24 protein-coding genes and 1 pseudogene are annotated in these 26,239 nt (G+C 41.3%); 6 read left to right on the plus strand and 19 right to left on the minus strand.

The genetic code is table 11. The features are described from left to right. Positions 1 to 14: 14 nt before the first annotated feature. From FB6_RS03120 to acnD, 12 genes are all read right to left on the minus strand, one after another. A complete protein-coding gene (locus FB6_RS03120) occupies positions 15 to 968 on the minus strand; it encodes a DUF4041 domain-containing protein (RefSeq protein WP_174558597.1) in 954 nt (317 codons plus the stop codon). A gap of 274 nt (positions 969 to 1,242) precedes the next feature. After that, positions 1,243 to 1,908, minus strand: coding sequence for an RluA family pseudouridine synthase (locus tag FB6_RS03125; RefSeq protein WP_174558598.1), 666 nt, complete (start codon positions 1,906 to 1,908; stop codon positions 1,243 to 1,245). A gap of 85 nt (positions 1,909 to 1,993) precedes the next feature. Beyond that, positions 1,994 to 2,434, minus strand: coding sequence for a hypothetical protein (locus FB6_RS03130; protein ID WP_174558599.1), 441 nt, complete (start codon positions 2,432 to 2,434; stop codon positions 1,994 to 1,996). Positions 2,435 to 3,039: 605 nt separating this feature from the next. Beyond that, positions 3,040 to 3,753, minus strand: coding sequence for an SIMPL domain-containing protein (locus FB6_RS03135; RefSeq protein ID WP_174558653.1), 714 nt, complete (start codon positions 3,751 to 3,753; stop codon positions 3,040 to 3,042). Positions 3,754 to 3,896: 143 nt separating this feature from the next. Continuing rightward, entirely contained in the window at positions 3,897 to 4,145 is a 249-nt protein-coding gene (locus FB6_RS03140; RefSeq protein WP_174558654.1) for a DUF6868 family protein, read from the minus strand. A 601-nt stretch (positions 4,146 to 4,746) separates the two neighbouring features. After that, on the minus strand, positions 4,747 to 5,448 hold the full coding sequence (locus FB6_RS03145) for a DUF1003 domain-containing protein (RefSeq protein ID WP_174558600.1): 702 nt from the start codon (positions 5,446 to 5,448) through the stop codon (positions 4,747 to 4,749). 119 nt (positions 5,449 to 5,567) lie between these two features. Further along, positions 5,568 to 5,789 carry a hypothetical protein gene (locus tag FB6_RS03150; RefSeq protein ID WP_174558601.1) on the minus strand — a complete coding sequence of 74 codons (222 nt, stop codon included), beginning with the start codon at positions 5,787 to 5,789 and terminating at the stop codon, positions 5,568 to 5,570. A 151-nt stretch (positions 5,790 to 5,940) separates the two neighbouring features. Then, a complete protein-coding gene (locus FB6_RS03155) occupies positions 5,941 to 6,147 on the minus strand; it encodes a hypothetical protein (protein WP_174558602.1) in 207 nt (68 codons plus the stop codon). Between the two features lie 294 nt (positions 6,148 to 6,441). Continuing rightward, a complete protein-coding gene (locus FB6_RS03160) occupies positions 6,442 to 7,020 on the minus strand; it encodes a DUF4126 domain-containing protein (RefSeq protein ID WP_174558603.1) in 579 nt (192 codons plus the stop codon). Between the two features lie 106 nt (positions 7,021 to 7,126). Then, entirely contained in the window at positions 7,127 to 7,270 is a 144-nt protein-coding gene (locus FB6_RS03165; RefSeq protein ID WP_086179435.1) for a zinc ribbon-containing protein, read from the minus strand. 441 nt (positions 7,271 to 7,711) lie between these two features. Beyond that, entirely contained in the window at positions 7,712 to 8,671 is a 960-nt protein-coding gene (locus FB6_RS03170; RefSeq protein WP_174558604.1) for a hypothetical protein, read from the minus strand. Between the two features lie 128 nt (positions 8,672 to 8,799). Then, positions 8,800 to 11,415, minus strand: a complete 2,616-nt coding sequence (gene acnD / locus FB6_RS03175; RefSeq protein ID WP_174558605.1) for a Fe/S-dependent 2-methylisocitrate dehydratase AcnD — start codon at positions 11,413 to 11,415, stop codon at positions 8,800 to 8,802. 609 nt (positions 11,416 to 12,024) lie between these two features. On the opposite strand from acnD, the pseudogene FB6_RS16540 reads away from it, so the two are divergent. Together FB6_RS16540 and ygfZ are read left to right on the plus strand one after the other, a co-directional pair. Then, positions 12,025 to 12,566: pseudogene (locus tag FB6_RS16540) on the plus strand (multicopper oxidase domain-containing protein); the annotation flags it as partial. A 121-nt stretch (positions 12,567 to 12,687) separates the two neighbouring features. Beyond that, on the plus strand, positions 12,688 to 13,413 hold the full coding sequence (gene ygfZ, locus FB6_RS03180) for a CAF17-like 4Fe-4S cluster assembly/insertion protein YgfZ (RefSeq protein WP_174558606.1): 726 nt from the start codon (positions 12,688 to 12,690) through the stop codon (positions 13,411 to 13,413). Positions 13,414 to 13,482: 69 nt separating this feature from the next. Here ygfZ and FB6_RS03185 read toward each other — a convergent pair whose 3' ends face one another. After that, positions 13,483 to 13,728, minus strand: coding sequence for a hypothetical protein (locus tag FB6_RS03185; protein ID WP_174558607.1), 246 nt, complete (start codon positions 13,726 to 13,728; stop codon positions 13,483 to 13,485). A gap of 355 nt (positions 13,729 to 14,083) precedes the next feature. Here FB6_RS03185 and FB6_RS03190 point away from each other — a divergent pair, with 355 nt between their 5' ends. Then, the gene (locus tag FB6_RS03190) at positions 14,084 to 14,893 is read left to right on the plus strand and encodes a tetratricopeptide repeat protein (protein ID WP_174558608.1); all 810 of its coding nucleotides are present in this window, start codon (positions 14,084 to 14,086) and stop codon (positions 14,891 to 14,893) included. Between the two features lie 68 nt (positions 14,894 to 14,961). Here the strand turns inward: FB6_RS03190 and FB6_RS03195 are convergent, their stop codons facing one another. The 4 genes from FB6_RS03195 to FB6_RS03210 form a co-directional block, all read right to left on the minus strand. Further along, a complete protein-coding gene (locus FB6_RS03195) occupies positions 14,962 to 15,888 on the minus strand; it encodes an AEC family transporter (RefSeq protein WP_174558609.1) in 927 nt (308 codons plus the stop codon). Between the two features lie 96 nt (positions 15,889 to 15,984). Continuing rightward, positions 15,985 to 17,094, minus strand: a complete 1,110-nt coding sequence (locus FB6_RS03200; protein ID WP_174558610.1) for an NADH:flavin oxidoreductase/NADH oxidase — start codon at positions 17,092 to 17,094, stop codon at positions 15,985 to 15,987. A 25-nt stretch (positions 17,095 to 17,119) separates the two neighbouring features. Next, on the minus strand, positions 17,120 to 19,225 hold the full coding sequence (locus FB6_RS03205; protein WP_174558611.1) for a TonB-dependent receptor: 2,106 nt from the start codon (positions 19,223 to 19,225) through the stop codon (positions 17,120 to 17,122). A 20-nt stretch (positions 19,226 to 19,245) separates the two neighbouring features. After that, positions 19,246 to 20,517, minus strand: coding sequence for a carbohydrate porin (locus tag FB6_RS03210; RefSeq protein WP_174558612.1), 1,272 nt, complete (start codon positions 20,515 to 20,517; stop codon positions 19,246 to 19,248). A 405-nt stretch (positions 20,518 to 20,922) separates the two neighbouring features. On the opposite strand from FB6_RS03210, the gene mutM reads away from it, so the two are divergent. Continuing rightward, positions 20,923 to 21,777 (plus strand): bifunctional DNA-formamidopyrimidine glycosylase/DNA-(apurinic or apyrimidinic site) lyase, encoded by an 855-nt coding sequence (mutM, locus tag FB6_RS03215; RefSeq protein WP_174558613.1) that lies wholly within the window; start codon positions 20,923 to 20,925, stop codon positions 21,775 to 21,777. Beyond that, positions 21,774 to 22,055, plus strand: coding sequence for a peptidylprolyl isomerase (locus tag FB6_RS03220; protein ID WP_174558614.1), 282 nt, complete (start codon positions 21,774 to 21,776; stop codon positions 22,053 to 22,055). The genes mutM and FB6_RS03220 overlap by 4 nt, the downstream gene beginning before the upstream one ends. Positions 22,056 to 22,195: 140 nt before the next feature. Here the strand turns inward: FB6_RS03220 and mscL are convergent, their stop codons facing one another. Both mscL and typA read right to left on the minus strand, forming a co-directional pair. After that, positions 22,196 to 22,633 (minus strand): large conductance mechanosensitive channel protein MscL, encoded by a 438-nt coding sequence (gene mscL / locus FB6_RS03225; RefSeq protein ID WP_174558615.1) that lies wholly within the window; start codon positions 22,631 to 22,633, stop codon positions 22,196 to 22,198. Between the two features lie 185 nt (positions 22,634 to 22,818). Beyond that, positions 22,819 to 24,648 carry a translational GTPase TypA gene (gene typA / locus FB6_RS03230; RefSeq protein ID WP_174558616.1) on the minus strand — a complete coding sequence of 610 codons (1,830 nt, stop codon included), beginning with the start codon at positions 24,646 to 24,648 and terminating at the stop codon, positions 22,819 to 22,821. 173 nt (positions 24,649 to 24,821) lie between these two features. On the opposite strand from typA, the gene FB6_RS03235 reads away from it, so the two are divergent. Then, positions 24,822 to 26,192, plus strand: coding sequence for a uracil-xanthine permease family protein (locus FB6_RS03235; protein WP_174558617.1), 1,371 nt, complete (start codon positions 24,822 to 24,824; stop codon positions 26,190 to 26,192). The last annotated feature ends 47 nt before the right edge of the window (positions 26,193 to 26,239 follow it).

The raw sequence follows: 26,239 nt of genomic DNA on the forward strand, positions 1-26,239 counted from the left end.
CAGTACTAGAGCTTTCAACCCTGTACCATCTGCGCTCGCAGTTGAGTCTGTCCAGCTTGCTTATTGACTTTAAAATTTAGCAACAAAGTGGCAAACTTGAATTCTTCACTACGCAAAGCTAAAAAAGACTCTTTGATCCGGGCATGACTAAAAGCAGCTCCATAATGATTAATCAGTACAAAATCATCTTTCAGGGATTGAATCATCTGCCCCAGGTTATCTTGCCGTAATTGAGACAAATACAAATCGGCTTTACTATTAAAAACATGAGTCACCAAGTCAATGGCAGACTGTCTGCGATTTTCCTCTACATAATCACATTCAGCCGTATCATTTGCCTGAATTGCATGTGTAATTTTGCGACGAATCTCTGTTAAATACAGCGCAGAATCTACTTCCTCATAGCCTTCAATAAATTCTTCTAATAAGGTTTGAGCCGGGTATAAATACTGGGTGCCATAACCATGAATCTTATTTTCCAGAGCTTTAGAAATAGCGGTTAAATTTTCTTGCTCTACAGCCTGATTATAAAAACCTTTCAAGTGCTCTCTGGCATTTGCCTCAATTCGCTGCTTGGTATTTTTTTCAAATGTATCCAGATAGAGCCTGAGTTTTTCAATTTTGGCTGTCATTTCTTGTAATAAAAATTCTGCCTCAATCTTGGTTGCTTCAACAAAACTTTCGACCTGTATTTTTCGATCAGCCACATAGTTTTCAATATCTAGAACAGGCTGATACTTGTCCAGTTTTTCGACCTTGTTTCTTAAATTTCCCAGCTCAATCCGATGTGTATTTAATGCATGATGCAGTTCGTCATTCTGCAGTTCATGCTCGGCCAGATTGGTTCGGGTACGATCAAGATTTGCCTGTAAAGAAACAATGTTATTCTTTTTCTCTTTCAACAGGCGAATGACACCATAAACTAATGCCAGCACAATCACTATTGTGATGATAAAGAAATAAATCATTTTTTATTATCTCAGAAAACACACCTTACGGTAGTAATTAACTGATCATTTTTCAATCACTAAAAATAGGTATATTATTTCTATTTGTATCACTTAAAATTCAAAATTTAATAAAAAAAGTTTTATTTTTCAAATTATTAATTATTTAACTCATTTTCAACCTGATTCAACTGCAAGCGTGATTTTTAGCACCAAAAGAGCAACTTTTCCAAAACCTAAATCCCTTGCTGAATGAGCTTATAATCGGGTTATAAAACCCTGTTTGACCTATGCCTTAAAAAGGAACATTAGCTTTAATCTCAACATTTTTTCCACTTAAAGGTTGTGTAAATGCGAGATAACTTGCATGTAATGCCATACGTTTTAATGGACTTTGATAGGGTTCTGGATGATACAGTTTGTCACCAGTTATCGGATGACCGATATATTGCATATGCACCCGTAGTTGATGAGAACGTCCGGTAACCGGAGTCAGCAATACCCGCGTGATGTCTTCAGCTGCAGAATACTGCAAGGCCTGATATAAGGTTTGGGCTGGTTTGCCCAGTTCAAAATGTACGATTTGACGGGGGCGATTTTCCCAATCGGTGATCAGAGGTACATCAACACTGCCCTCAGCTTCAATTTTCCCCTGTACCAAGGCAATATAGTTTTTCTTGACCGTACGTGCCTGAAACATTTTACTGACCGCCACTTCAGCATCGCGGTGTTTGGCAAACATCAGAATCCCCGAAGTTGCCATATCCAGACGGTGAGTGATTTTGGCATTCGGATATTGTGCTAAAACCCGTAAATAGGCGCTGTCATGATGCTCGGGTAAGCGCCCCGGAACCGACAACAGCCCTGCCGGCTTCTCAATCACCACCAGATCTTCATCTTCATAGACAATAGCAAGCGGTTCTTGCGGTGGCATATAAACAAAGTTGTCGTTGACGGGCATGTGGATACAGCTATTGGGAGCAAGGCCGCAAAATAACAAGCTCTCGTGCAGGTGTCAATCCACCCCCGCCAGCTTCAGACCAGGCTTAGGCCGAGCTGAGCAAACTCTCTTTATAGTGGTTTTTTAATGTGTCCAGTTGACCATCTAAAAAATTCAGCAAATGCGCCCTTGCCTCTTCCAAACTGAGCTGTTTAAAAGTAACGTAGTCCTTGGTATTCAAGGTCAATAAACCAAACAGGTTTTTCTGCGGAGTAATGATTTCTATATCACTTTCCAGCTTAAACGCCAATTGCTCAGATGCAGCATAGGCATTCAGGCTTAAGCGAAGGTTTTGCTGGGTTGCCGTATTGGTGACAGTAAAAGCGGTAATGGCACCATTCATTTCCAGTTGTGAAAGCCAATGCCGTCGCCAATTCATCTCGTCAAACTGGCTTAAGATTTCATTCCCTTCAAATACTCCAAGCACCTCTGCATCCTGCTCACTCAGATGTTGAGGCTGACGAATTTCCAATTCGTACTTTTTCATTTTTGCTGCTCATTTAACAATGATCAAATTACATTCTAAGCCCTGTTTTTTCAAAGCGAGTATTTTGTTTTGTGATGGAAAATCATTTGTGATCAAATGACAAATATAGTTTTAATGATCCAATATACACTCATGAGCTGAAATATTGATACAGTTTAAATTTATGAAAAGGAAGAGAATTAAGAAAAATTATTATTTTAAAAATCTTTTAGGGTGCTAGGGAAAACATCTTTGGTTTACTTCAACTATCACGCTTTGTAAGTCATGATCTTATAGCCTATAAATTTGTGATCTATAGCGTCCTAAGCCGAATCGAGACCTTTTGGGTAAGTACTACACTCACGTTGTACGCAACTGGCAGCAATCTACTCTTTTCGATCCCTTATCACACCCTTGAGATATATGTTAATCAAAGCGGGCTGGGATTAATTCCCTAAGATTTTTCATCTTTCATGTTTTTTGGTAATTTTTCTCTTAAAATAAAATATAAACGGGATTTTTTATCTTTTAGATCAAAATTCAGGTTTTTTATTGCATAAAATACAAGATTAATGAAATTAAAAATCAAAAAATAATCTTCATTTTTGAATTTTCCTCAGTCTAATTTAATCTGCCAGATAATAATCAACCGTGGAAACCACACGAACTTTCTTTAAATAAGGCGTATTACTGTCGCGATCTTCAATACTGAATAAGCCCTGATTAGCCGATTTAATTTTACCCAAACGGCTTTTGGAATCTGCGGCAAATTTCTCTGCCACAGTGCGGGCATTTTCGGTCGCCTGCTCAATCATGGCCGGTTTAATGTCATTCAGTTTGGTAAATAAATACTCGGTTCGTTGTCCCGAATCATCACCACCAAAAGCTATGCCCTTTTTACCCAATGCCACCAGACGGCTTTGTGCCGCCCGCACCGCATCGATTCGATGCGTATAAACGGTGATGGTCTGATGCGCGGTATAACGCAGTGCGACATTGGCATCGCCACCATATTGCTGGGCATATTTATCAGTCGTGACTGGCGCTGCCGTGGTGATTTCTTCAGCTTTAAAGCCTTCATTTTTTAAAAAGGCCTGTATTTGCTGGGTCTGTATTTCCATGGTGTCATACAACTGGGTTAAATCCTGACTGGCCGAACTAAAACGGATGGGCCAAACCGCAACATCAGCCTTTACTTCACGTTCAGACAAGCCTTTGACTGAAACCACACGCTCATATTGTTTAATTTTGACGGCACTATTGCCCAGTATCCAGCCAGCAATAATCATTCCCAGGCAAATAAAAGCGCCTAAAATCAGTGCAGGCTTAAATTGACTCATCATCTTCAACTCCTCTTCATAAGATATTTTTATTAGGGTGCTATTTTTTGAGTTGCCTAGAAAACGGGAAGTTTATATAGATTGCCCAGCATACTTGAAGGGTGCCAGAATTTTTAATGATTGAGTTCTACTTACATTTTTACTTAGTTGCTTTTAAGCAGATATAAGGCCAGAAACGGCACCAAATTAAACAGCAAAATACCAATTTTATAGACTGCCATACCTCCATAATGAATGGCATCGAAAGTGCGATCGGAAAGTTGAAACCATTTGCCATGTACCTGTTTAATCCAGTCGCGGCCGAACATAATGGCCAAAAACCATATCATTAAAATGATGTAATTAATCAGTAATGAGCAAAGTAAAAATTGACGCCAGAAATCGAGGTTCATCATATTGATTCCCTGCCTGCGTAGTCGCTTATGATTTCTAAATTAACAGATTTGGCAAACGAAAATGAACAACTGATTTGTATCTGCTTTTTTGGATTCGAATTGAATGTTATCAATTTGATTTATAATTATTTTTGTCTTTTATCATTCAGAATTTTTAAGGGGATGAGGGAAAACATCTGCGGTTTACTTCAACCATTATAACTTTGTAAGTTATAACCCTGTGCCTATACATTGGTAATCTATAGCGTCCTAAGCCGAATCGAGACCTTTTGGGTAAGTACTACACGCACGTTGTACGCAACTGGCAGCAATCTACTCTTTTCGATCCCTATCACCCTTGAGATATAGAATAGCCAAAGCACGGCGGGATTAATTCCCGAAGATACTTTCATTTTGATCATTTTCAGGATTTTTTCCCGCCTGATGAAAAATCCCAAGAAATTTTTCCCCTTCAGCTGCAAAATGGCGTGTTTTATTGCGTAAAAACCTATGCTCTAGCAATATTTTCTCTCTCGATGGGTTGTCTATTTTCCGATTCACACTCATGAAAAGATCTATCTTACTGATTGATAGTGTCTTTCTTATAATTGCGCGCTGATCATTTCTTCTTGGTCATTTCAGAAAGTAAATCCAGTTGGATTTCCTGAATTTTTGCCAACCGATCCCATTGATGCATTAAAAGATGATCCAATTTTTCATGTAAATGACGAATCTCCAGTTCAGCTTTTAAATTCACCTGATAATCATTTTGCGAACGTAGACGGTCTTTGGCTTCCTGCCGATTTTGGCTCATCATGATTACCGGCGCTTGAATGGCTGCCAAACATGACAACATTAAATTCAATAAGATAAATGGATATGGGTCGGCAGGATGTTTCACCATTACCACAGTATTGACCAAAATCCACAGGGCCAAGAAAATGGCAAAGCAGATCAAAAAGGTCCAGCTACCGCCAAAACTTGCAATTTTATCGGCCAGTTTTTCTCCAAAAGTCCAATTCTGATCGAGCTTGTTTTCTATATTTTTACTGATCAGCTCATGCTGTTGCATGCTGTTCAGCACTTCATATTCCAGATCGGTCACTTCACCTTGTTCAGATTTTAATATGGACTGTACATACTGCATGCGGTATTTGGTTAAATCGACTTGGCAAATGTAATCTTGCGTGCTCCATTCGGGGTAATCTTTGGCAATCTCTTCTGTAATAACTTTACGTATAGTTCCGATTGGGACCAGATTTTTTTTAGGAAAGCTTTTTCCGCAGACCATACACGTTTGACATTCCGTTCTTCCGTTCATACCCCATGACCTCTTTTGTTTTATCTGATCATTATGCGTCTATTTGTCTGACATGCCAGAACATTTTCCAGATTTTCCATGCAGTCGGTCGTTCCAATCATCTACATAAGGCACGCGTGCTATTTTACATAAAGTTGATGTACATGCTGATTGATATAGGCATTTAGACCATCACCATACTGTGCCAGCTGTTTCATATTTTCCACATGCTGATAGCCTGCACTTGCATAGTTATAGGTATAAATTCTGGATTTTTTCTTGAATTGAATACGAATAAACTCCTGTCCAATTTCGTAGTTGGCCACACCTGAGTCATGGTTCAGATCAAGATAATGTTGCAATGCTTCAATCCTAAACACGCTAAATCTACTGTTTTAAATGGGGCTGTATTGGATAATTTTCAAACAAAACTCAATAATCAACCCTTAAAGGAATTAAGCAATCCAAAAAAACTCCGCCAATCTGGCAGAGTTTTTACCGTTTAGCTTTGAGTTATTCCGTACAGCACTTGCTGCAACCTTCGACCTTTTCAGTCGGCCAATTCATTCTTGCGCGCTTATAAGCCAGCCCGTAATTTGCAAAATAGCCAATCAAGATTTGGTCGTCAAACTTGGGCAGGTCTTCGCAGCCCAGTGTTGCATTATGGATTTGGTGGATGCCTTTGGCCGTTGGATGTTCATCTACAATAAATTTAATCATGAATTATTCCCCGAATTTTTTTTATAAAGTTCAAACATGAACAAACCCATATAAAAATTATGGATTTAATTCCATATTAAAATTATGCCTTTATTGAATAAAAATCAACCATTTTATTTTTCTTGTATTTTCAGGTTAGTTTTTCTATTTTTTATTGAAATAAAACCCATCACCACTAAATTCAGTCAATAGATCAGTAACTTAAAAATAAAGCTTTTGCCGGCTTTAGCCTTCTTCAATGTGGATTCATGATGCATTGAGAAAGGCTTAAAGCCTAATCTCAGGCAGATTCGTTTAGTGCAAAGGATGTTGCATATTTTCCAGTTTTTTCTTCCTGATCCAGCGCACCACCCACACGATCAGTAGCACAACGAAAATTACCACCAGCACTGGCACAATTAAGGATAAAACCGACAGCACGGCCGCACCTATCCACTCCCCTGTAGAAATGACCGGATTCGCCACGCCACCCGTCGTTGCTGTAGACACGCCACGAACCGCCACCGTACTCATCTGCACGGCTCCGGCTGTACCACCACCGACAATAATCGCTGCCGCCCAACTGGCAAACTGCGACATTTCCCCGCTACTGACTGCCATTGTCGCCAGCGTTCCTGCAACCATTGCTGCAGGTGTGGAAACGGTATCCAAAGCATTGTCGACCCAAGGAATGTAATAAGCTGCAATTTCACAGAGGGTTGCCACTGCCAGAGCGATACATACCGAAGGCATCGCCAGCCATTCAAACCCTTTCATTGGTTCAAACCAGCCCATTAGCGATGCGATACTCATCACCAGCAACGGTACAAACACTCGAAAACCGCAGGCAGCGCTCAGGCCAATACCTATACATAATCCTAATATTGTTTCCATGAGTCTGTCCCTTCCCTGCATTTTTATTTTTATAAATTAGCAAAAAGCCCTATCAGGTGATAGGGCTTTTTTTCTTAACAGCGGGTAACTGTTAGTGTTTTGCAGCTTAGGCATTCTTATTGTTAAATTGATTGCCTTGGCATTTGGTACACGGTGGTAAACGATCAGTACCAATTTCTAAGTAGGTGCGGTGTCCGCATTTGACACAAAAATAGAAGCCTGTTCCGGGTTTAGAGCCAGCAGTAACCATTTTTGTTCTCCATGGGTTTTAGAAATGGTGAACCTAGTATATGCCTTTTATGATGGATGTCTATTGGTCATTTCGACAAGTGATGTGGGCATAATTGCAAAAAATAATTTCAGAAGGAAATTAATTAGCTTTACATAAGTTTAGAGAATCATTTTACTTGCAGGTTAACGACACACAAAAAAAAACTTCTTGTTCTTGCAATCGTTCCCCCTCTTATTCTTCTGTATAAAAGTCTTTTGCATCTGCGCCTACATATCAAATAAGCATTGAGCCGTAACAGTTTTTCACGCAATATCACTTCATCGCCACGGCGAAAAATTTTGACTTCTTCCTTCAAAGCTAAATTCTTTAGATAACCTAATCACTTAGCTATGTCCTGACATAAGATCTAGCGAATTGATCATTATTAACAAAAAATAAAATCACAATATATTTATTTAACTATATTTTTTGTAAAACAAAAATAACTCCTTGCCTAGGTAAAATTCCGCCCTCAACTTTAAAATTTTGATGAGTATCTCCCTCCGAAACTATTTTTAGCTCACTTGATAATGATGGATGAAGAGAGAATTTATAACCTTTAGGAAACATAGTATTAATATTTAGATCAATAATTGGATACTTTGTCGTTTGACTATCATATACAGAATCTGAATAAATAGTTTCATACTCAAAAGTAGATGTAATAAAGTTTTTTGGTTCAACATTCAAGGAATAAGATATTGTTTTAGCACCATTTTCTCTATCTTCAATTACTATATTTTCACTTTGGCCTGTGCTTGCATCATAATTTACTATGCATTTACCATCTGCTACACATATAGCTTTTCTAGCTTTCATTTCAGTTGAAGCTAATGGGTCAATTTCAATCCTAACGGGATCAGATATTGTTTCACTACTAATATTATGTAATTCATAGTGTGTGGTTGAGATTAATTTGATCTTATTATCCTCTACTTCTTCAAATACGAAATTCCAATGGGCTTTTTTCCTAATAGCTTTGTTTTCAATAATATCTGTCTTAATAATTTCAAAAATTTCATCTGGTATTAATTTTCTAAAAAGGCCTGAAAATACGTTTTGGTTAATTTCTTGGCTGAGTTTTTTTAACTCCTCTTCATGGATTTGCTTTTGTTTATTTTCTAAGTTCCTACTGATATAAATAGTAATAAAAATTGTAATTGCTAATGCATATAAAAAATTTGCACCTAATTTGAGAATCTGAACGGCAACAGGAATATCAATTTGTGCAAGTTGTTTAACTTTACCACTATCATCTAAATAATTAATATTTTTAATAAAAAAACCATAATTTCCTGAAAAATAATCTAATAGAACACCTAATCCTAAGCTTACTAATATGATAATTACGACGAAAAAATTGTTTTTTAAAATATCCATTACTCCCCCTCTAAAACTTGAAAAAATAAAAGTTTAAAACCTTGAAAATAAAAAGCAATAAGCCATGTCTAGAACATGGCTCATCTAAATATATTAATTTCGTTTAAAGGGTTATAAATTATAAATACTTAAACATTCCCTTCCAAGAAGTCCTGTGCAAAGCGTTGTAATACACCACCCGCTTCATACACATGCACTTCTTCTTCGGTATCCAAACGACAAGTTACAGGCACTTTAATAATTTGCTCTTTACCATCATCCGTCGCACGCTCAATCACAAGGGTTAGTGTAGAACGAGGCGCAATATTACCAATCACGCTATATAGCTCTGTACCATCCAGCTTCAAGGTTTTACGGTCTGTACCCGGTTTAAACTCCAGCGGTAACACGCCCATACCCACCAAGTTAGTACGGTGAATACGCTCAAAACCTTCCGCCACAATCGCTTCCACACCGGCTAAACGAACACCTTTGGCAGCCCAGTCGCGGCTAGAACCCTGACCATAATCTTTACCGGCAATCACAATCAAAGGCTGCTTACGGTTCATGTAAGTTTCAATCGCTTCCCACATACGCATCACTTCACCTTCCGGCTCCACGCGTGCTTTCGAACCTTGCTTAATCGTACCGTCCGAACGCACCACCATTTCATTGAACAGTTTCGGGTTCGCGAGTGTCGCACGTTGTGCAGTTAAATGGTCACCGCGGTGCGTTGCGTATGAGTTAAAGTCTTCCTCAGGCACGCCCATTTTGTGCAGATATTCACCCGCAGCCGAATCCATAATAATCGCATTCGATGGTGATAAATGGTCGGTGGTGATGTTATCCGGCAAGATCGCAAGTGGACGCATATTGCTTAATGTACGTGGTGCAGCCAACGCCCCTTCCCAATATGGCGGACGACGGATATAGGTACTTTGTGGACGCCAGTCATAGAGTGGACTTGCAGCTTGTACACGCTCACCCAAATCAAACATTGGGATATACACTTTTTTAAATTGCTCAGGCTTCACTGCGACTTTGACTAGTGCATCAATTTCTTCATCGGATGGCCAGATGTCTTTCAAGTAAATTGGATTGCCATCTTTGTCCGTACCTAAAGCATCTTTTTCGATATCAAAACGGATGGTACCGGCAATTGCATAAGCAACGACTAATGGCGGAGAAGCCAAAAAGGCCTGTTTTGCATAAGGATGGATACGACCATCGAAGTTACGGTTACCTGAAAGTACCGCCGTTGCATATAAGTCACGATCAATAATTTCTTGCTGAATCTTCGGATCAAGCGCGCCTGACATCCCGTTACAAGTGGTACATGCATACGCCACGATACCAAAGCCAAGTTTTTCAAGATCACCCAATACGCCCGCTTCTTCTAGGTATAAAGCTGCTGCTTTAGAACCCGGTGCAAAAGATGATTTCACCCACGGTTTACGCACTAGACCTAATTCATTGGCTTTGCGCGCAAGCAACCCTGCTGCAACAGTATTACGCGGGTTAGAGGTATTGGTACATGAGGTAATCGCCGCGATAATTACTGCACCATCTGGCATTAAGCCTTCTGCTTCTTGCGCACGCGCTGCTTCTAAATTACCGGCAATGCCTTTTTCTTTTAAGTCAGCAGTTGATACACGTGCATGCGGGTTCGATGGTCCGGCAATGTTACGCGTCACAGTCGATAGATCGAAACGCAGTACACGCGGATATTCCGCCCGTGTCATGTCTGACGCCCAAAGACCGATTTCTTTGGCATAGGTTTCCACCAGTTTCACCTGATCTGCTTCACGGCCGGTCAGGGTCAGATAATCAATGGTGTTCTGGTCGATATAGAACATCGCCGCGGTTGCGCCATATTCAGGCGTCATGTTGGAAATCGTGGCACGATCACCTACAGACATGCTGTCCGCACCTTCCCCGAAGAATTCTAGATATGCCCCCACGACACGTTCTTTACGCAGGAACTCAGTCAATGCCAATACGATATCCGTTGCTGTGATGCCCGGCTTACGCTGACCGACCAGTTCCACACCAATGATGTCCGGCAGACGCATCCAAGATGCACGGCCTAACATTACATTTTCCGCTTCCAAGCCCCCCACACCGACCGAAATCACGCCGAGCGCATCAGTATGTGGCGTATGCGAATCTGTCCCCACGCAAGTATCTGGATAAGCTACACCGCCACGGTTTTGAATCACCGGAGACATTTTCTCCAGATTGATCTGATGCATGATGCCGTTCCCCGCAGGAATCACATCAACATTTTCAAAGGCAGTTTTGGTCCATTCAATAAAGTGGAAACGGTCTTCGTTACGACGGTCTTCCACCGCACGGTTTTTCTCAAATGCATCCGGGTCAAAACCACCATATTCCACAGCCAATGAATGATCGACAATGAGTTGAGTTGGGACTACTGGATTGACTTTCGATGGATCGCCGCCCTGATCGGCAATGGCGTCACGCAGGCCAGCAAGGTCAACCAGTGCCGTTTGACCTAAAATGTCATGACACACCACACGTGCCGGATACCAAGGGAAATCGTGGTCTTGTTTGCGGTTAATGAGTTCTTTTAAAGATTGTTCGAGAATGGCTGGATCACAACGGCGTACCAGCTGCTCGGCAAGGACTTTGGAAGTATATGGAAGTTTTGCATATGCGCCTGGCTGAATATCTTCTACGGCTTGGCGTACGTCGTAATATTCGAGCTGGGTACCTTGCAGCGGTTTACGATAGTTGTTGTTCATAGCTTACCTGCCTCTTGAATCATTTTTCTTACTACGTAATTGTTGTGGACGAGTCATACTCATATCAACGGCATAGTACACTGCCGAAAACCCATTTCCCAAATCTTTTATATTTCATTAACTTAGGTATAAAAATAGGCGTTTTAGAAACATATTGTTACATAATCATTGAAATATTTGCTCTAAACCTTCTTTTTTGGGAAAAATAGCAGGAAATCGACCTCATTCTTTAGTATTAGATACAAACAAGCGAAGAAAAAACAACCACACACCATTCGATCTCTATGGATAGATGGCATTTATTTCCATCACATAACAAGTTAAGTTTTTCTACAATTTTCTTATTAAAATTTAAGCATTCATAATTACATAAACCTTATCAATAACTGGCTGCATTTCCCCTACATTTGGTCGATATCTTCTATTTTAGTTATTTTCCCCTTCTATAATTAAGCAATTCTAAAAAATATTAAAGCCGTTCCATAAAAAAATCATTACAAAAAAATGAACAATGAAGGTGAATTAAAATGTTGCAAATAGCCATTATTGAAATCCTGGCTGTAGTTTTAACCCTATGGATACAAGGCTGGGTTCATACAGGCTTCGACGAGCAGACCCAAACAATTTAATGCCTTTACACTGGCCTTTGGGCCGGGAGGCACCAAATTTGATTTCCGTGATGATGAAAAAGACCTAAAACCAATCAGCTTTGCCGATCTGTATAATGGACCCGGCTCGATTAATGGTCATTAGGTCCGTCAATGACAAATTGGACAAACGGATGAATGCAAACTCACCAGTGACAATATTGGCATTGGACATCCATTCCATATTCACGTGAATCCTTTTCCAGATCGTTAAAATTTTAGATCTGAATGGCAAGGATGTCAGTGGAGCTGTCTCTGATCCCGAAAATCCTGTTGATCTGGACGATGTCCAGTACCGCAGCTTAAAAGGACAGTTCAAGGATACGATCTTTGTCAAAGCTGGTTATCGGGTGATTCTCAGACAGAAGCAAATACAAAAAATTTGAAGGCGACTTTGTCCAGCATTGTCATATTCTGGACCATGAAGACTTAGGCATGATGGAATTTCTCTGCATCTGTGGGGATAAGTATGACTGTAATGCCCCACCATCGGCACATCACTGACATGAGCTGCCCTATTCATATTCCAAGCCCATAGCGATATGGGCTTTTTGTTTGCCTATCTGCCTTGCATGCTGCAAAATATCTGCATTAATAATTTGTGAAATATATCCAGAGGCTAGTCATGTCAACGTCTACTGCTTTTACACTATTCACTTTAAATGGTGTAGATGCACAAAAATTCCTTCAGGGCCAAGTGACTTTAAATGCTGAGGCATTAGCCGAAAACCTGACTCGCTATACCGCGATCTGTAGTTTAAAAGGACGTATCCTGTTTGGCTTATGGCTGAAAAAAATTAATCCGGAAAGTTTTGAAATTGTGGTTACTGCCGATCAAGCTGAGGAACTTGCCAAACACATTAAAAAGTTTGGCGCATTTTCAAAAATGAAACTGGAAGATGCAGGGAGCGTGTACCCGACTTTAAACGGCAACCATACTGATTTTGCTCAAGCGCAAACCGATATTAGCGCATGGGAACTACAGGCCATTGAAGCCGGTCAGGCCTGGATTACGACCACCACGTCTCAAGAGTTCCAGCCGCAAGAACTTCGTCTGCATCAGCGTGAAGGCGTTCATTATGACAAAGGCTGTTATTTGGGTCAGGAAATTATTGCGCGACTCTGGTTCAAAGCCAAGCCAAAACACTGGTTGCATCTGGTGCAAGGTACAGGCGAAGTCCCTGCTGCTGCAAGCAAACTGAACAATGATGTTGAAGTGGTGAATAGCATTGCTGTGGATGGTGGCTATAAGGCATTGGTCGTTGCGAAACCTGAAGCCATTACTGAACTGGGCTTACAGATTTTAGAGTTACCAGAAGCTTTAAGTGGTGATGTGGCACGTCCACAATAATCTCCCCGTTAAAAACACTATTAAAAAGCCTCCATTTTGGAGGCTTTTTATTTGCATAATGCGGACTTTTTAGAAGCCATGAAATAACTTGTTCATATCTTTAACCACATAGTCTTTAAAACTGTAGGCACGTGCATGTTTGGCATCGAACTTTACAGTGTTGCCATCTTTTTCAAAAATATATAAACGATTTTCTTTGCTGACCAGAAACTCACTTCCAAGCTTGAGCAACAAAGCATCAATTTTTTCCTCTTCTGGAATATTCGTGTCCAGATTGACCCGATCATAGGCGCGTTTAATGGCTTTAATGAACATGCTTAGACTCACAAATAAATTCAGCCGCGATTTAAACAAAGATTGGCTAAAAAGCGAAGTAAAGTTGCTTCATTATTGTACTTTTCTGATTTTTTAGAACTTCTGATAAATATTACATGTTACATATTCATTAGTGCATCATCCTCATGTAATTGGTCAATTAAGACTACTTTAAGCTGTCCACTACAGAATGCGTATATCACTTAAGATGCAAATATCTACTAAATTTTATGACTAATACACAAATCATATATTTACATTCACATATTTCTACTTATGATATTTGACATAATTTCTGTCTTTAGCAAATCACATAGATGGAGTTATGTGAATGTTTATAAAAGGTTTTAAAAATATGAAAAAAATTATATTAGCTAGTCTCATCGCCTTATCTTCAAATTTTGCGATGGCAGAAATGGCAACCAACTCTGTTGACCCTGCTTTTGCAAAAATTGAAAGCATGGTCAAGGCCAACAATATGAAAGGGGCTTATCAAGAACTGGATAAATTGGCCAAAACCGGCAACTCGCAAGCCATCTATAATTTGGCTTATCTGACCCAAACTGGTCAAGGTACAGCCAAAGATGAGAAAAAAGCTATCAAGCTGTATGAAGAATCTGCCAAAAAAGGCTATCCGGTCGCAAACTATGTATTGGGCAAAAACTACATGGCTGGCACCTTGGGACTTAAACAAGACACCCAGAAAGCCAAACAGTATTTAGAAAAAGCATCTAGCCAAGGTTTTGATGATGCATCAGTCGATTTAGCAGTTTTACTTTTTGCTGAAGGCACACCAGCTTCAGAAAAACTGGGCTTGAAAAAACTGGATCCTTTGGTGAAAAAAGGCAACTATCAAGCCATTCATGCCAAAGCTTTATATGACATTAGTCAGGGTTTCAAAACCAAAAATGAAGCACCAATTAAGCAGGGCTTAAAAAGCATTCAAGAGTTAGCACAAAAGGGCTATATTCCAGCTTTGATGGCTGTTGGCAACATGTTTGCAAATGGCAATATTGTTCCGCAAAACCTGCCTGAAGCGAAAAAGATTTTTACTGCTTTAGCCAAAGAAAATATACCGCAAGCCAAGGAGTCTTTGGCTGTAGTAGACAAGATGATTGCTGAGCAAGAGAAAAACCCACCTAAAGCTGCTGAAAAGAAAAGCTAAGGTTTGAACATAAAAAAGGCCCCATCATTGGGGCTTTTTTATGCTTAAGGGGGCTGATATTTAAACCATCACGCCCACCACAGCGTAATTAAAATGCTGACGACCACAAAGCCAAAAATAGTACTCATCAACAAAGGCGTTAAAGTTTTTTCATTTAGACCATAGGCCTGACCCAACATACCAAAAATAGTTGGCATCGGTAAGGCCGCAATAATGGTGCCAGCATAAACCATTTCCTGACTGACATCTGTCAAATAGCTGAGACCTAAAAACATAAGCAATGGCATCAACAAATTGCTGGAAACCACCAAATAAAAACTTTGTACATTCACATATTTCAAAGTGAGACCCACAATACCGCCACCAATCGAAAATAGCGCCAAAGGTGAAGCCGTTTGCCCCAAAAGCGACAAGACTTGATCCAGCTGTTTAGGAATATGAATTTGGAAAATGGCACAAGCGATCCCCAACATCACACCCATAAACAGTGGATTTTTCAATAACATCAATAATGTGTTTTTTATTATGGCAAACAGATTGGCTTTTTGCTGTGTGCCCATTTCGGCCAAAATCAGCACGACTGGAATCAACAATACACTTTCGATGATCACCACCAAAGAAGTATAAACCATGGCCTTTTGTCCCATCAGCAAGGATAGAACTGCCGTACCAATTAAACCAGTATTGGACATTGCCGCACCCAGAGATAAAACTGAAGCCTGAGAGTGGGTATTTTTGAAATATTGTGTGATGATTACAAATGCCAGAATATAGAGTAGAAAAGTGACACCGGTATAAATAGCAAAGTATTCGGGATACCAGATTTCATGCAAATCTTTGGCAGCCAAGGATTGAAAGAATAGCGCCGGCAAGGCTATTTTAATCACAAAAGCGCCTACAGCATTGACCTGCTCTTTGCTGAGCAGCTGGAGTTTTACGGACAAATAACCTAAAGCCAAGAGAAAAAAGATTGGCACGATGACCGTAAAAACCATAGAGAAATTGTCCTTCGTCTTGTCACCTCAATCTTAATTTAGAATGCTGAATAACATTCAACATTCCTGTATTTTGGAATTGAGATGAATGATAAATTAAAATGCCTTAAAGAGCGCTTTCAATCCATGGGGTTGAGAGCGTAAATATTGCGGTGACACTTGGATATGTGCACCTAATTCGGCAGCAGCATGCCATGGCCAACGCGGGTCATACAGCATGGCACGCGCCAAGGCGATGGCATCAGCCTGTTCATACTGCAAAATACCTTCGGCCTGCATGGCTTCAGTGATCAGTCCTACAGCAATAACTGGAATATTTACGACTTGCTTAATCGCCTGAGCAAATGGCACTTGATAGCCCGGATGCAAATCGATGTTTTGTTCCGGATGCAACCCGCCACTGGACACGTGAATATAAGCGGCCCCCAATTGCTCTAAAGCTTTGGATAAACCGATAGCTGACTCAACATTCCAGCTTGGCTGCCCTTCCATCCAGTCGGTGGCAGAAATACGTACGCCAACAGGATAATCTGCCGGTACAGCATTTTTTATGGCTTGAAACACTTCCAGCGTCAGACGAATACGGTTTTGAAAATTGCCGCCATATTCATCAGTGCGTATATTGGATAAAGGTGACATAAACTGATGCAGCAAATAACCATGAGCAGCATGCAATTCAATTAAATCAAATCCTGCTTCGACCGCACGGCGTGCAGCATCGGCAAAGTCCTGAATCACTTTTTGGATTTCATCTTTGCTTAAGGCATGTGGTGCATGATCAGTCAGATTAAATGCCACATCACTGGCAGATACTGTTTGCCAACCTTTTGCATGATCCGGTGAAAATTGCCCTTTACCACTCCACGGCTTGTCAGTCGATGCTTTACGTCCAGCATGTGCAAGCTGGATAGCCATCGGCATGGGGGACAGCATTTTAACTTTAGTCAGCAAGTTCCTGATCTGATCACGTTGGACATCGTTCCACAACCCCAAATCAGCATAACTGATCCGCCCGTCCGCCTGTACAGCTGTCGCTTCAATTATACACAATCCAGCACCCGACAGGGCATAATTAGCCCATTGCTGTTCATGCCAATAGCTGATTTCGCCTTGATCCGTGGCTGAATACTGGCACATGGGCGCGATCACGATTTTATTATTCAGCTTTAATGATCCAAATTGAATGGATTCAAATAACAAAGACACGCTTATCTCCTTGCCGATCTACTTTTTAAAATGCTTTGCTCACACTCAGTCCAGCACTCCAGTTCAAACCATCAGCTGGTTCAAAGAAACGCCCATTGCCATCATTGACAATGACTGAGCCAATGTAATTTTCATCAAATAAATTATCTGCACGTACATAGGTCCGCACTTTCCAGTCTGCCTGCTTCCAGACATAACCGGCATTGGCAGAAACTACCGTATAGCTTGGTGCCGCATCGCTATTGGCATCATCCACATAAATTTGATCCATATAGCGGACATCTACGCCGGCATTAAAGCCGGTTTCCGGCTGCCAGCCTAAAGCAGCAAAGGCCTGATTTTCTGCAATCCCCGGAATTTTACTGCCTTTAAGTACTGCACTGCCTGGAATAGCTGCATCAAAAGTCGCATCAATATAGCTGTAGCTGGCCTCTGCTTTTAAATCACGCCATACATTTTTGTTCCATGACAATTCAGCACCTTCGCGCAAAGTTTTATCCGCATTCTTATAGGTTGCGCGGCCATCCACCGTTCCGGCAGACACGATATCGTCCTGAGTTTTGCTTTGGAACAACGCAGCGGTGAAATTGCCCCATGCATTTTGCGCTTTTAGGCCAATTTCATAATTATCACTGCTGGCAGGACGCAAATTGAAATTCATGCCGTCATTCGCAGAATAAGCCATTTCTGTAAAAGTCGGGGTTTCAAACCCTTTGGCATAACTGGCATAAGCATTCAGCTGATCGCTGATTTTCCATGTTAATGCTGCTGAAGGTAAAACCTTGTCATAATCTGTTTTGCCGCTGTCATCGCCATTTCCAGTCACAATATAATGGTCTTTCGATTCATAATGCACATTGCTGTAACGCAGGCCGGCATCTAAAGTCCAGGCCGGTAAAACGTTCCATGAGGCTTGTACATAGGGATCTAAATTCCACAAGGTATTATTTTCATCGCGTCTTAAATTGCCTTTGACGCCATAATTGCCATTGGCACCAAAGTTTTCATAGCCTTTACGGTCTTCATCCATGTAGTCAAAAGCCAAGCCTGCGGTGAATCGGGTATTTGGCAGCAAATCTTTGCCTGTCCAGCGCAGGTCTGTTCCATAATAATCACGGCTAAAATCAATCACTCCACCCGCATGGCGCGGGTTTACCTGCGTACTGCTTGGAATAGACTGATATTGCACTACATCACGCTGGCCCGCGTAGGCCATAGCATAAATTTCATGTTGATCATTCAGCGGTTTGCTCCAGGTCACCCCGGTTTGGGTCTGATTGATTTCTTTACGGACATCAAACTGTTTTAAAAATGCTACCTGCTGCTTAGGATTCGCTTGCCATTGGGCGCGTGTCAAGCCTTGAGGATCATCAGCATTAATATCGACATGGTTTAAAATCCAGTTCACTTTAGAGCCGTCATTCAAATCCCAGGTCAGCTTGGCATTGCTCAGAACTTTCTTCGCAGCGCTGTGATCACGATAGCCATCTGTTTCAAAATAAGAAGAACTCACCACATAACTTGGCTCGCCGGCTTGATCTGCCCCGCCCTGCAAAATGACATCGGCACGGCCTTTATTATGACTGCCGCCGGAATAGCCCAGTTCAATCGAATCCTTGCCTGTACCTTCTTTTGTCGTAGTTAAAATCGCCCCGCCTGAAGAGTTGCCATACAGCGATGAAAACGGACCACCCAGTACTTCAATATGATCCAGACTGCTTAAATCGATATTCGAGGTTTGACCCTGTCCATCCGGCATGGTTGCAGGAATGCCGTCCACATATAAACGAATGCCACGCACGCCAAAGGTTGAACGCGCACCAAAGCCGCGCATGGAGATTTGTAAATCTTGCGCGTAATTTTCACGGTTATTTAACTGTAATCCTGGAACACCTTTTAAAGTTTCAGAGAGATTTACACCTATATTATTATCATTATTATTGTGTTCTATTCGATACACAGAAGCCGGGGTATCCAGCCATGCCGTATCTGTACGGGTGGCTTCTATTTTTAGGGTAGGAAGTAAAACAGGTTCCGTAGAACCTGCTTCAGCATATAGGTTTTGACAGATACATGCCGTTAAACAAAGCAAACTCGTATTGATAGAGATCACGACAGATTTACTTTGCATTAGCTGCACCTTTTATGTCATTAGAATGTTACCTTAGAGCTTAAACCAATTACAAAGGCATCATCAACTTTGTTTGTTGCACCTGGGTTAATGACGTACTGCAACAAAGGACGCAACATGAATGATTTTAAAGGATAATATGAGTAATTCAGCTCAATATTATATTCCTCAGCTTTATTCAAAATTGCTTTGGTATCGCGGAAACGGCTGTTTACATGTACACGGTTCACGCCTAGACCTAAAATGTCATTCGGATGCCCATCAAAGGCACCAATATATTTCAGGCCAATTTGTTGTGAATTATCCACTTGAGTCGTGGTGCGGTCATGAAAAGTAAAATTACCGAAGCTGTGCAAACCGCGGCGACCTTCTCCTGCAGAAGTCAACTGCTGCTCAAAAGAGATCCATCCACCGTAACTGCGGTCTTCAGCAACAGTTCCTGCCTTATACGCCACATCATATTGATTTTTGGCATCATCGGCTGTGTTATACAACACACCGAAACGATAACTGCCCGGTAAATCATTCAGTGCTTTTTTAGGCGACCAAACTGCTTCAGTTAAAATATTCACTCCATCGGCATTTTTGGTGTCCAGATTCCAGCCTTGACGTTCCAGCGCATTTTCCGGGTTGTATTCAAACACCCCAACTTGCGCAAAAAATTCCGGATTCATCTGGTATTTCACCCGACCACCCCATTGTGACACTGGCGTGTTGTACCAAAGCTTGCCCTGCCATTTACCCATTTGCGCAGCACAAAAGGCGTTGCCCTGAAAGTCACAAGCCATGGTATTGAACTCGGTGCCTAATCCCATGCGTCCCAGTCGAACGCTAATACCTTGATCTTTAAAGGTCTTATCAATATAAAATTCGCTTAAGCGACTACCAGAGTTGCCTCGACCCCAATTGGCCTGTGAATTGGCAAATTGGGGAGCAGCAGGGTCTTGAATACCTTCAACACTGGTGCTTTGCCCTTGACGTGCAGTCACAAGCGCGCGGAAAGTCACGCCCTCCCAGCCAGCCAGTTTTTCCAAATCCAGTGTTGTTCCCAGCCCGAACTGCGTACCGAAAGTTGGAGATTGGTGTGCATCATAGCCACCATGTGCTAAATAAGAGCCATCTGTCGCAACCGTAGCATCAAACTTTATGCCTTCCTGCGCCAATTCTGTACGCTTACCGTTCCAGTCTCCCAACAAATATTGACCATTCGGATCAAAAGCATCTGCAGCTTGTGTTTGGGTCATGGCAGCCAACATCAATGCAGGCAAGAAAGCTAGACTAAATTTTTTCATGAGAAAAACCAGAAGATGGAAAGTTTTAGGTAAAAATCAATTCATTCAATTGATATTATTATGTGAAAATTACCTAATTTATCCCTAAAGATGTCAGCCTTTTTTTTATTACTATTTAAATAAAAAGTTATAAATTAATACAAATAAATAACTATTAGTTTAACTAAAATTAAATATATTATTATTTTTCAAATAATTAAATATTTTCACTTAAAATCATAATTGATCGTCTTTTAAAGTATAGCTGAGCTGCAATTAGACCAATTGATATATTTTTAACCTAATTAAAAAATTAATAAAGATAAATCAAATGCCTTTCTCTACATAGCTCAATCGCAAAGCACCACTTGTATTCCCTGACAGTTAACCCGATATTAGCGTTATCTATACACTTTTGAACACCACATGCCCGAATTACCTGAAGTCGAAACGACGAAAACAAGCTTGCTCCCGTTATTAGAACAAACTGTGCTGAATATTGAAGTACGTCAATCCAGTTTGCGTTGGCCTATTCCTACTGATATTCAAAAACTCAAAGGTCAAAAGCTGCGGAAACTTACACGTCGTTCCAAATATATTTTGGCTGAATTTGAACAGGACAGCATGCTTTGGCATTTAGGCATGTCAGGTAGTTTCCGCTTATGTGAGAAAAATACCGATCTGCGTAAACACGATCATTTGATCATTCAATTTGAAGATATCGAGCTGCGATATCATGACCCCCGCCGCTTCGGCTGCATTTTATGGCTAGATGACAGTTCACAAAGCAAACTGATTGATACCCTTGGCCCAGAACCTTTGAGCGATGCATTTAATGCCGAATATCTGTTTGAAAAATTTAAAAAGAAAAATGTCGCTGCCAAAGTGGCGATGATGGACAATCATATTGTCGTAGGTGTCGGTAATATTTATGCGACGGAAAGCCTGTTCAACTTAGGTATCCACCCTGCACAGCCTGCATCATCACTATCATTTCAACAAGTTGAACTAATGGTGATGGAGATCAAGCGCATTTTAAAACAAGCCATTGATTTAGGTGGCTCAACGCTCAGAGATTACAGCAATGCCATGGGCGAAAATGGCTATTTCCAGCAAACCCTGCTGGCTTATGGTCGTGCTGGTGAAATGTGCGTGAACTGTGAAACCACTTTAGAGAACCTAAAACTGGGACAACGCGCCAGTGTATTTTGTCCAGAGTGTCAGCCTTTGAAAAAGGTTAAAATGATCAGTAAGACTCCATCTAAAGGAAAGCAAGCATGAAATCTGCCATCGTCCGTCACATCTTGGTTAAAGATAAAGAACTGGCTGAACAGCTAAAAAAGAAAATTAAAGCTGGTGCAGATTTTGCCAAAATTGCCAAACAGCATTCGACTTGTCCGTCCGGGAAAAAAGGCGGTGAACTGGGAGATATTAAAAAAGGCCAGTTGGTCGGCCCGATTGATAAAGCGGTCTTTACTTTACCGGAACGTGAACTGCATGGCCCGATCAAAAGCCAGTTTGGCTGGCATTTACTGGAAATTAAGTTTCGGATGGATTAGGCATCTTAACCCCTCCTCTTGCGAAGCAGTGCTTCTCACCTTTTATAAAGGGGGACTTCTCCTCCCTTTAGCAAAGGGAGGTCGGGAGGGATTCTATAAAAAACGGCGCATCAAGCGCCGTTTTTTATATCAAACCGAAATTACACCTGAGGGCGTTTTTTCAATTCATCACGAATTTCACGCAGTAATTCGATATCTTCAGGTGTTGCTGCTGGAGCCGGCTCTTCCACTTTTTGGCGACGAATTTTGTTCATGACTTTCACCAGTAAGAATACAACCCATGCCAATAACAGGAAGTTAATTAAAATGGTCAGGAAGTTACCGTAAGCCAAAACATTTAAGCCCGCATCTTGCGCCGCTTTTAATGTAGTCAGGTTATTTGGATTGTCACCCAGTACAAAGAACCAGTTTGAGTAATCTACATCACCGCCTAAAATCCACGAGACGATAGGCATGATGATATCTTTCACCATTGAGTCGATGATCTTACCGAAAGCGCCACCGATGATCACACCAACAGCCAGATCCATAACATTGCCTTTGACGGCAAATTCTTTAAATTCTTGAACAATACTCATTTTTACTCTCCAGACTTTGTTCAGTTTTTTTATGATTCAGTTAAGCTAAGCTTATCAAGTAATTTCTGATATTTCCGCCTAATTTACTGGGTTTTTAGCTTTTGCCAAGCTCTTTTAAAAATTTTTCCACAAAAAAACCGCCAACTTTACGTTGGCGGTTTTTTATATTTGAAATGAAGAACGAATTAACGGTTACGTTTACGTTCGTTTTCAGTCAAATAACGCTTACGGATACGGATCGATTTAGGTGTTACTTCAACTAATTCGTCGTCTTCAATGAATTCAAGCGCTTGTTCAAGCGTGTATTCAATTGCAGGAACAAGAGTCAACGCATCATCAGTACCAGATGCACGAACGTTGGTTAACTGTTTTGCTTTAGTCGGGTTAACAACCATGTCGTCAGAACGTGAGTTAATACCTACGATCATACCTTCGTAAACTTCTAACTGAGGTTTAGCGAATAGACGACCACGGTCTTGCAAGCCGAACAATGCATAGCCCAGGCAAGTACCTTGAACCATAGAAATCAATACACCGTTTTGACGTTTCGCAACAGTACCTTGTTTAGCAGGACCATAGTGCGAGAAGCTTGAAGTCATGATACCCGTACCAGAAGTCATGGTCATGAATTCAGAACGGAAACCGATCAAGCCACGTGAAGGAACAGTTGCTTCAATACGGATACGGCCTTTACCGTCAACTTCCATATTGGTCATCTCGCCTTTACGGTGACCCATTTGTTCCATTACAGAACCTTGGTGTTGTTCTTCAACGTCGAAAGTCACGTTTTCGTACGGTTCTTGCATTTGACCGTCAATTTCTTTCATGATTACTTGCGGACGAGAAACACCAAGCTCGAAGCCTTCACGACGCATTGTTTCAATCAATACAGAAAGGTGAAGTTCACCACGACCAGATACTTTGAAACGGTCTGGAGAATCAGTATCTTCAACACGTAATGCTACGTTGTGGATTAATTCACGGTCTAAACGTTCACGGATGTTACGTGAAGTGACGAATTTACCTTCTTTACCAGCAAACGGTGAGTTGTTTACCTGGAAAGTCATAGACACTGTAGGTTCATCTACAGACAACGCTGGAAGCGCTTCAACTGCTTTAGGATCACAGATTGTGTCAGAGATGTTTAATGCATCAATACCAGTGATACATACGATATCGCCTGCTTGAGCAGAATCAATATCAATACGCTCTAAACCATGGTAACCCATGATTTTTAAGATACGACCGTTACGTGTGTTGCCATCTTTGTCAATCACAGTCACAGGTGTGTTTAATTTCACTGAACCGCGTTGGATACGACCAACACCGATTACACCTACGAAGCTGTTATAGTCCAAAGACGAAATTTGCATTTGGAATGGACCATCAACGTCAACTGCTGGTGGTTCAACAATGTCTACAATAGTTTCAAACAATGGAGTCATGTCTTCAGCAAGTTCTTCTGGAGATGGACCAGCCACACCGCGAAGACCTGAAGCATAAACCACTGGGAAGTCTAATTGTTCATCAGTACCACCAAGGTTGTCGAACAAGTCAAATACTTGGTCAATAACCCAGTCTGGACGCGCACTTGGTTTATCTACTTTGTTGATAATTACGATTGGTTTCAAGCCACGTGCGAACGCTTTTTGCGTTACGAAACGAGTTTGTGGCATTGGACCTTCTTGTGAGTCTACAAGAAGAAGTACACAGTCAACCATCGACATTACACGTTCAACTTCACCACCAAAGTCAGCATGTCCCGGGGTGTCGACGATGTTAATGCGGTATTCAGTATCTGTACGTTTATCTAACCATTTGATTGCAGTGTTTTTTGCAAGAATGGTAATACCACGTTCAGATTCAAGCGCATTCGAATCCATGACACGCTCGATCTCACCCGCGCGATCACCGAGAGCACCTGATTGTTGCAAAAGTTTGTCTACAAGAGTGGTTTTACCATGGTCGACGTGCGCGATAATGGCAATGTTACGGAGAGTTTTAATATCTGACATGTAAATTCGATACGTATTAAATTTGAGGGCAAATTATACAGAAAAAACTAAACTTTTAGTAGTGACAGTTTATTGACAGTTACAAGTTTTTTTGACTATTCGTCCTTTTTTTGGTTTGTAAAGTCCTGTAACTCGATTAGAATAACGGCAAATTGCTGCTGTACCTTCCTTACATGTCTGATTTAAAAAACTCTCCTGAGCAACAGGATCGTCTTGATTTGGTCTACGGATTAAACGATCAACCCAAACCGTTTATCGCTTTTTTAGCTGCCCTGCAACATTTACTGGCCATTATTGTCCCGATTGTCACGCCCGGCTTGCTCATTTGTTTAGCCCTTGGTGTTTCAAAAGAAGACACCAACATGATTCTATCCATGTCATTGGTGATCTCTGGAATTGCAACCTTTCTACAATGTAAAAAAGTCGGCCCTTTCGGTGCAGGCCTTTTAATTGTTCAAGGGACCAGCTTTAACTTTATCGGCCCGATTATCGGGATTGGCTCTGCCATGGTTGCGGCAGGTACACCAGTCGAAGCTGTAATGGCGTCAATTTTTGGTGTGGTGATTGCCGGTTCATTTATTGAAATGAGCGTATCGCGCATTCTGCCTTGGGTGAAAAAACTGATCACTCCCCTTGTTACGGGTATTGTGGTGCTGCTGATTGGTTTGACCTTAATTAAAGAAGGTCTGATTAGTATGGGTGGTGGTTATCAGGCCATGAGCGATAAGACGTTCGCCAATACCGACAACTTGATCATGTCCTGTACGGTACTGGCGATTATTATTGTCTTGAACCGGATTCGTATTACCTGGATCAAAAGCTCAGCCATTCTGATTGCTTTAATTATTGGTTATGCACTGGCAGGCTTTATGGGTCATCTGGATTTTTCAGGTCTCAAAGATGCACCGCTGGTTCAGATTCCAACCCCAATGCATTTTGGTTTAAGCTTCTCTTGGAGCTTGTTTATTCCAATGGCCTTTATCTATCTGGTAACGTCTTTGGAAGCCATTGGTGACATTACTGCAACCTCTAAAATTTCCAACCAGCCCGTTGATGGTCCAGTATGGATGGAACGTATTAAAGGTGGTGTGTTGGTGAATGGTGCGAACTCTTTGCTTGCAGGATTATTCAATACTTTCCCAAGTTCTGTCTTTGCGCAAAACAATGGCGTGATTCAATTAACTGGTGTGGCCAGCCGTTATGTCGGTATCTGGATTGCTGCACTTTTAGTTATTCTTGGTCTGCTTCCAGCAGTTGCAGGAGTGATTCAGGCTGTGCCTCAAGCGGTACTCGGCGGTGCGGTAATGGTCATGTTTGGTGCTGTGGCTGCTTCCGGTATTAACATCCTGTCCGGAATTCATCTTGATCGCCGTGCCCTACTGATCATTGCCATCTCTTTGGCGCTCGGTTTAGGTGTTGCACAAGTCCCACAAATTTTGGAACATCTTCCTGAATTATTCCGTAACATCTTCAGTTCCGGTGTGGCGACTGGCGGTATTGCAGCATTGCTCTTAAATATTATTCTTCCTGAAGCGAAGAAATAAATTCATTTCAGCATCAACTCTGCCCAGCATTGTCTGGGCAGAGTTTT

The organism is Acinetobacter bouvetii (genome assembly GCF_902753875.1).
In the GTDB taxonomy this organism is placed as follows: Bacteria; Pseudomonadota; Gammaproteobacteria; order Pseudomonadales; family Moraxellaceae; genus Acinetobacter; species Acinetobacter bouvetii_A.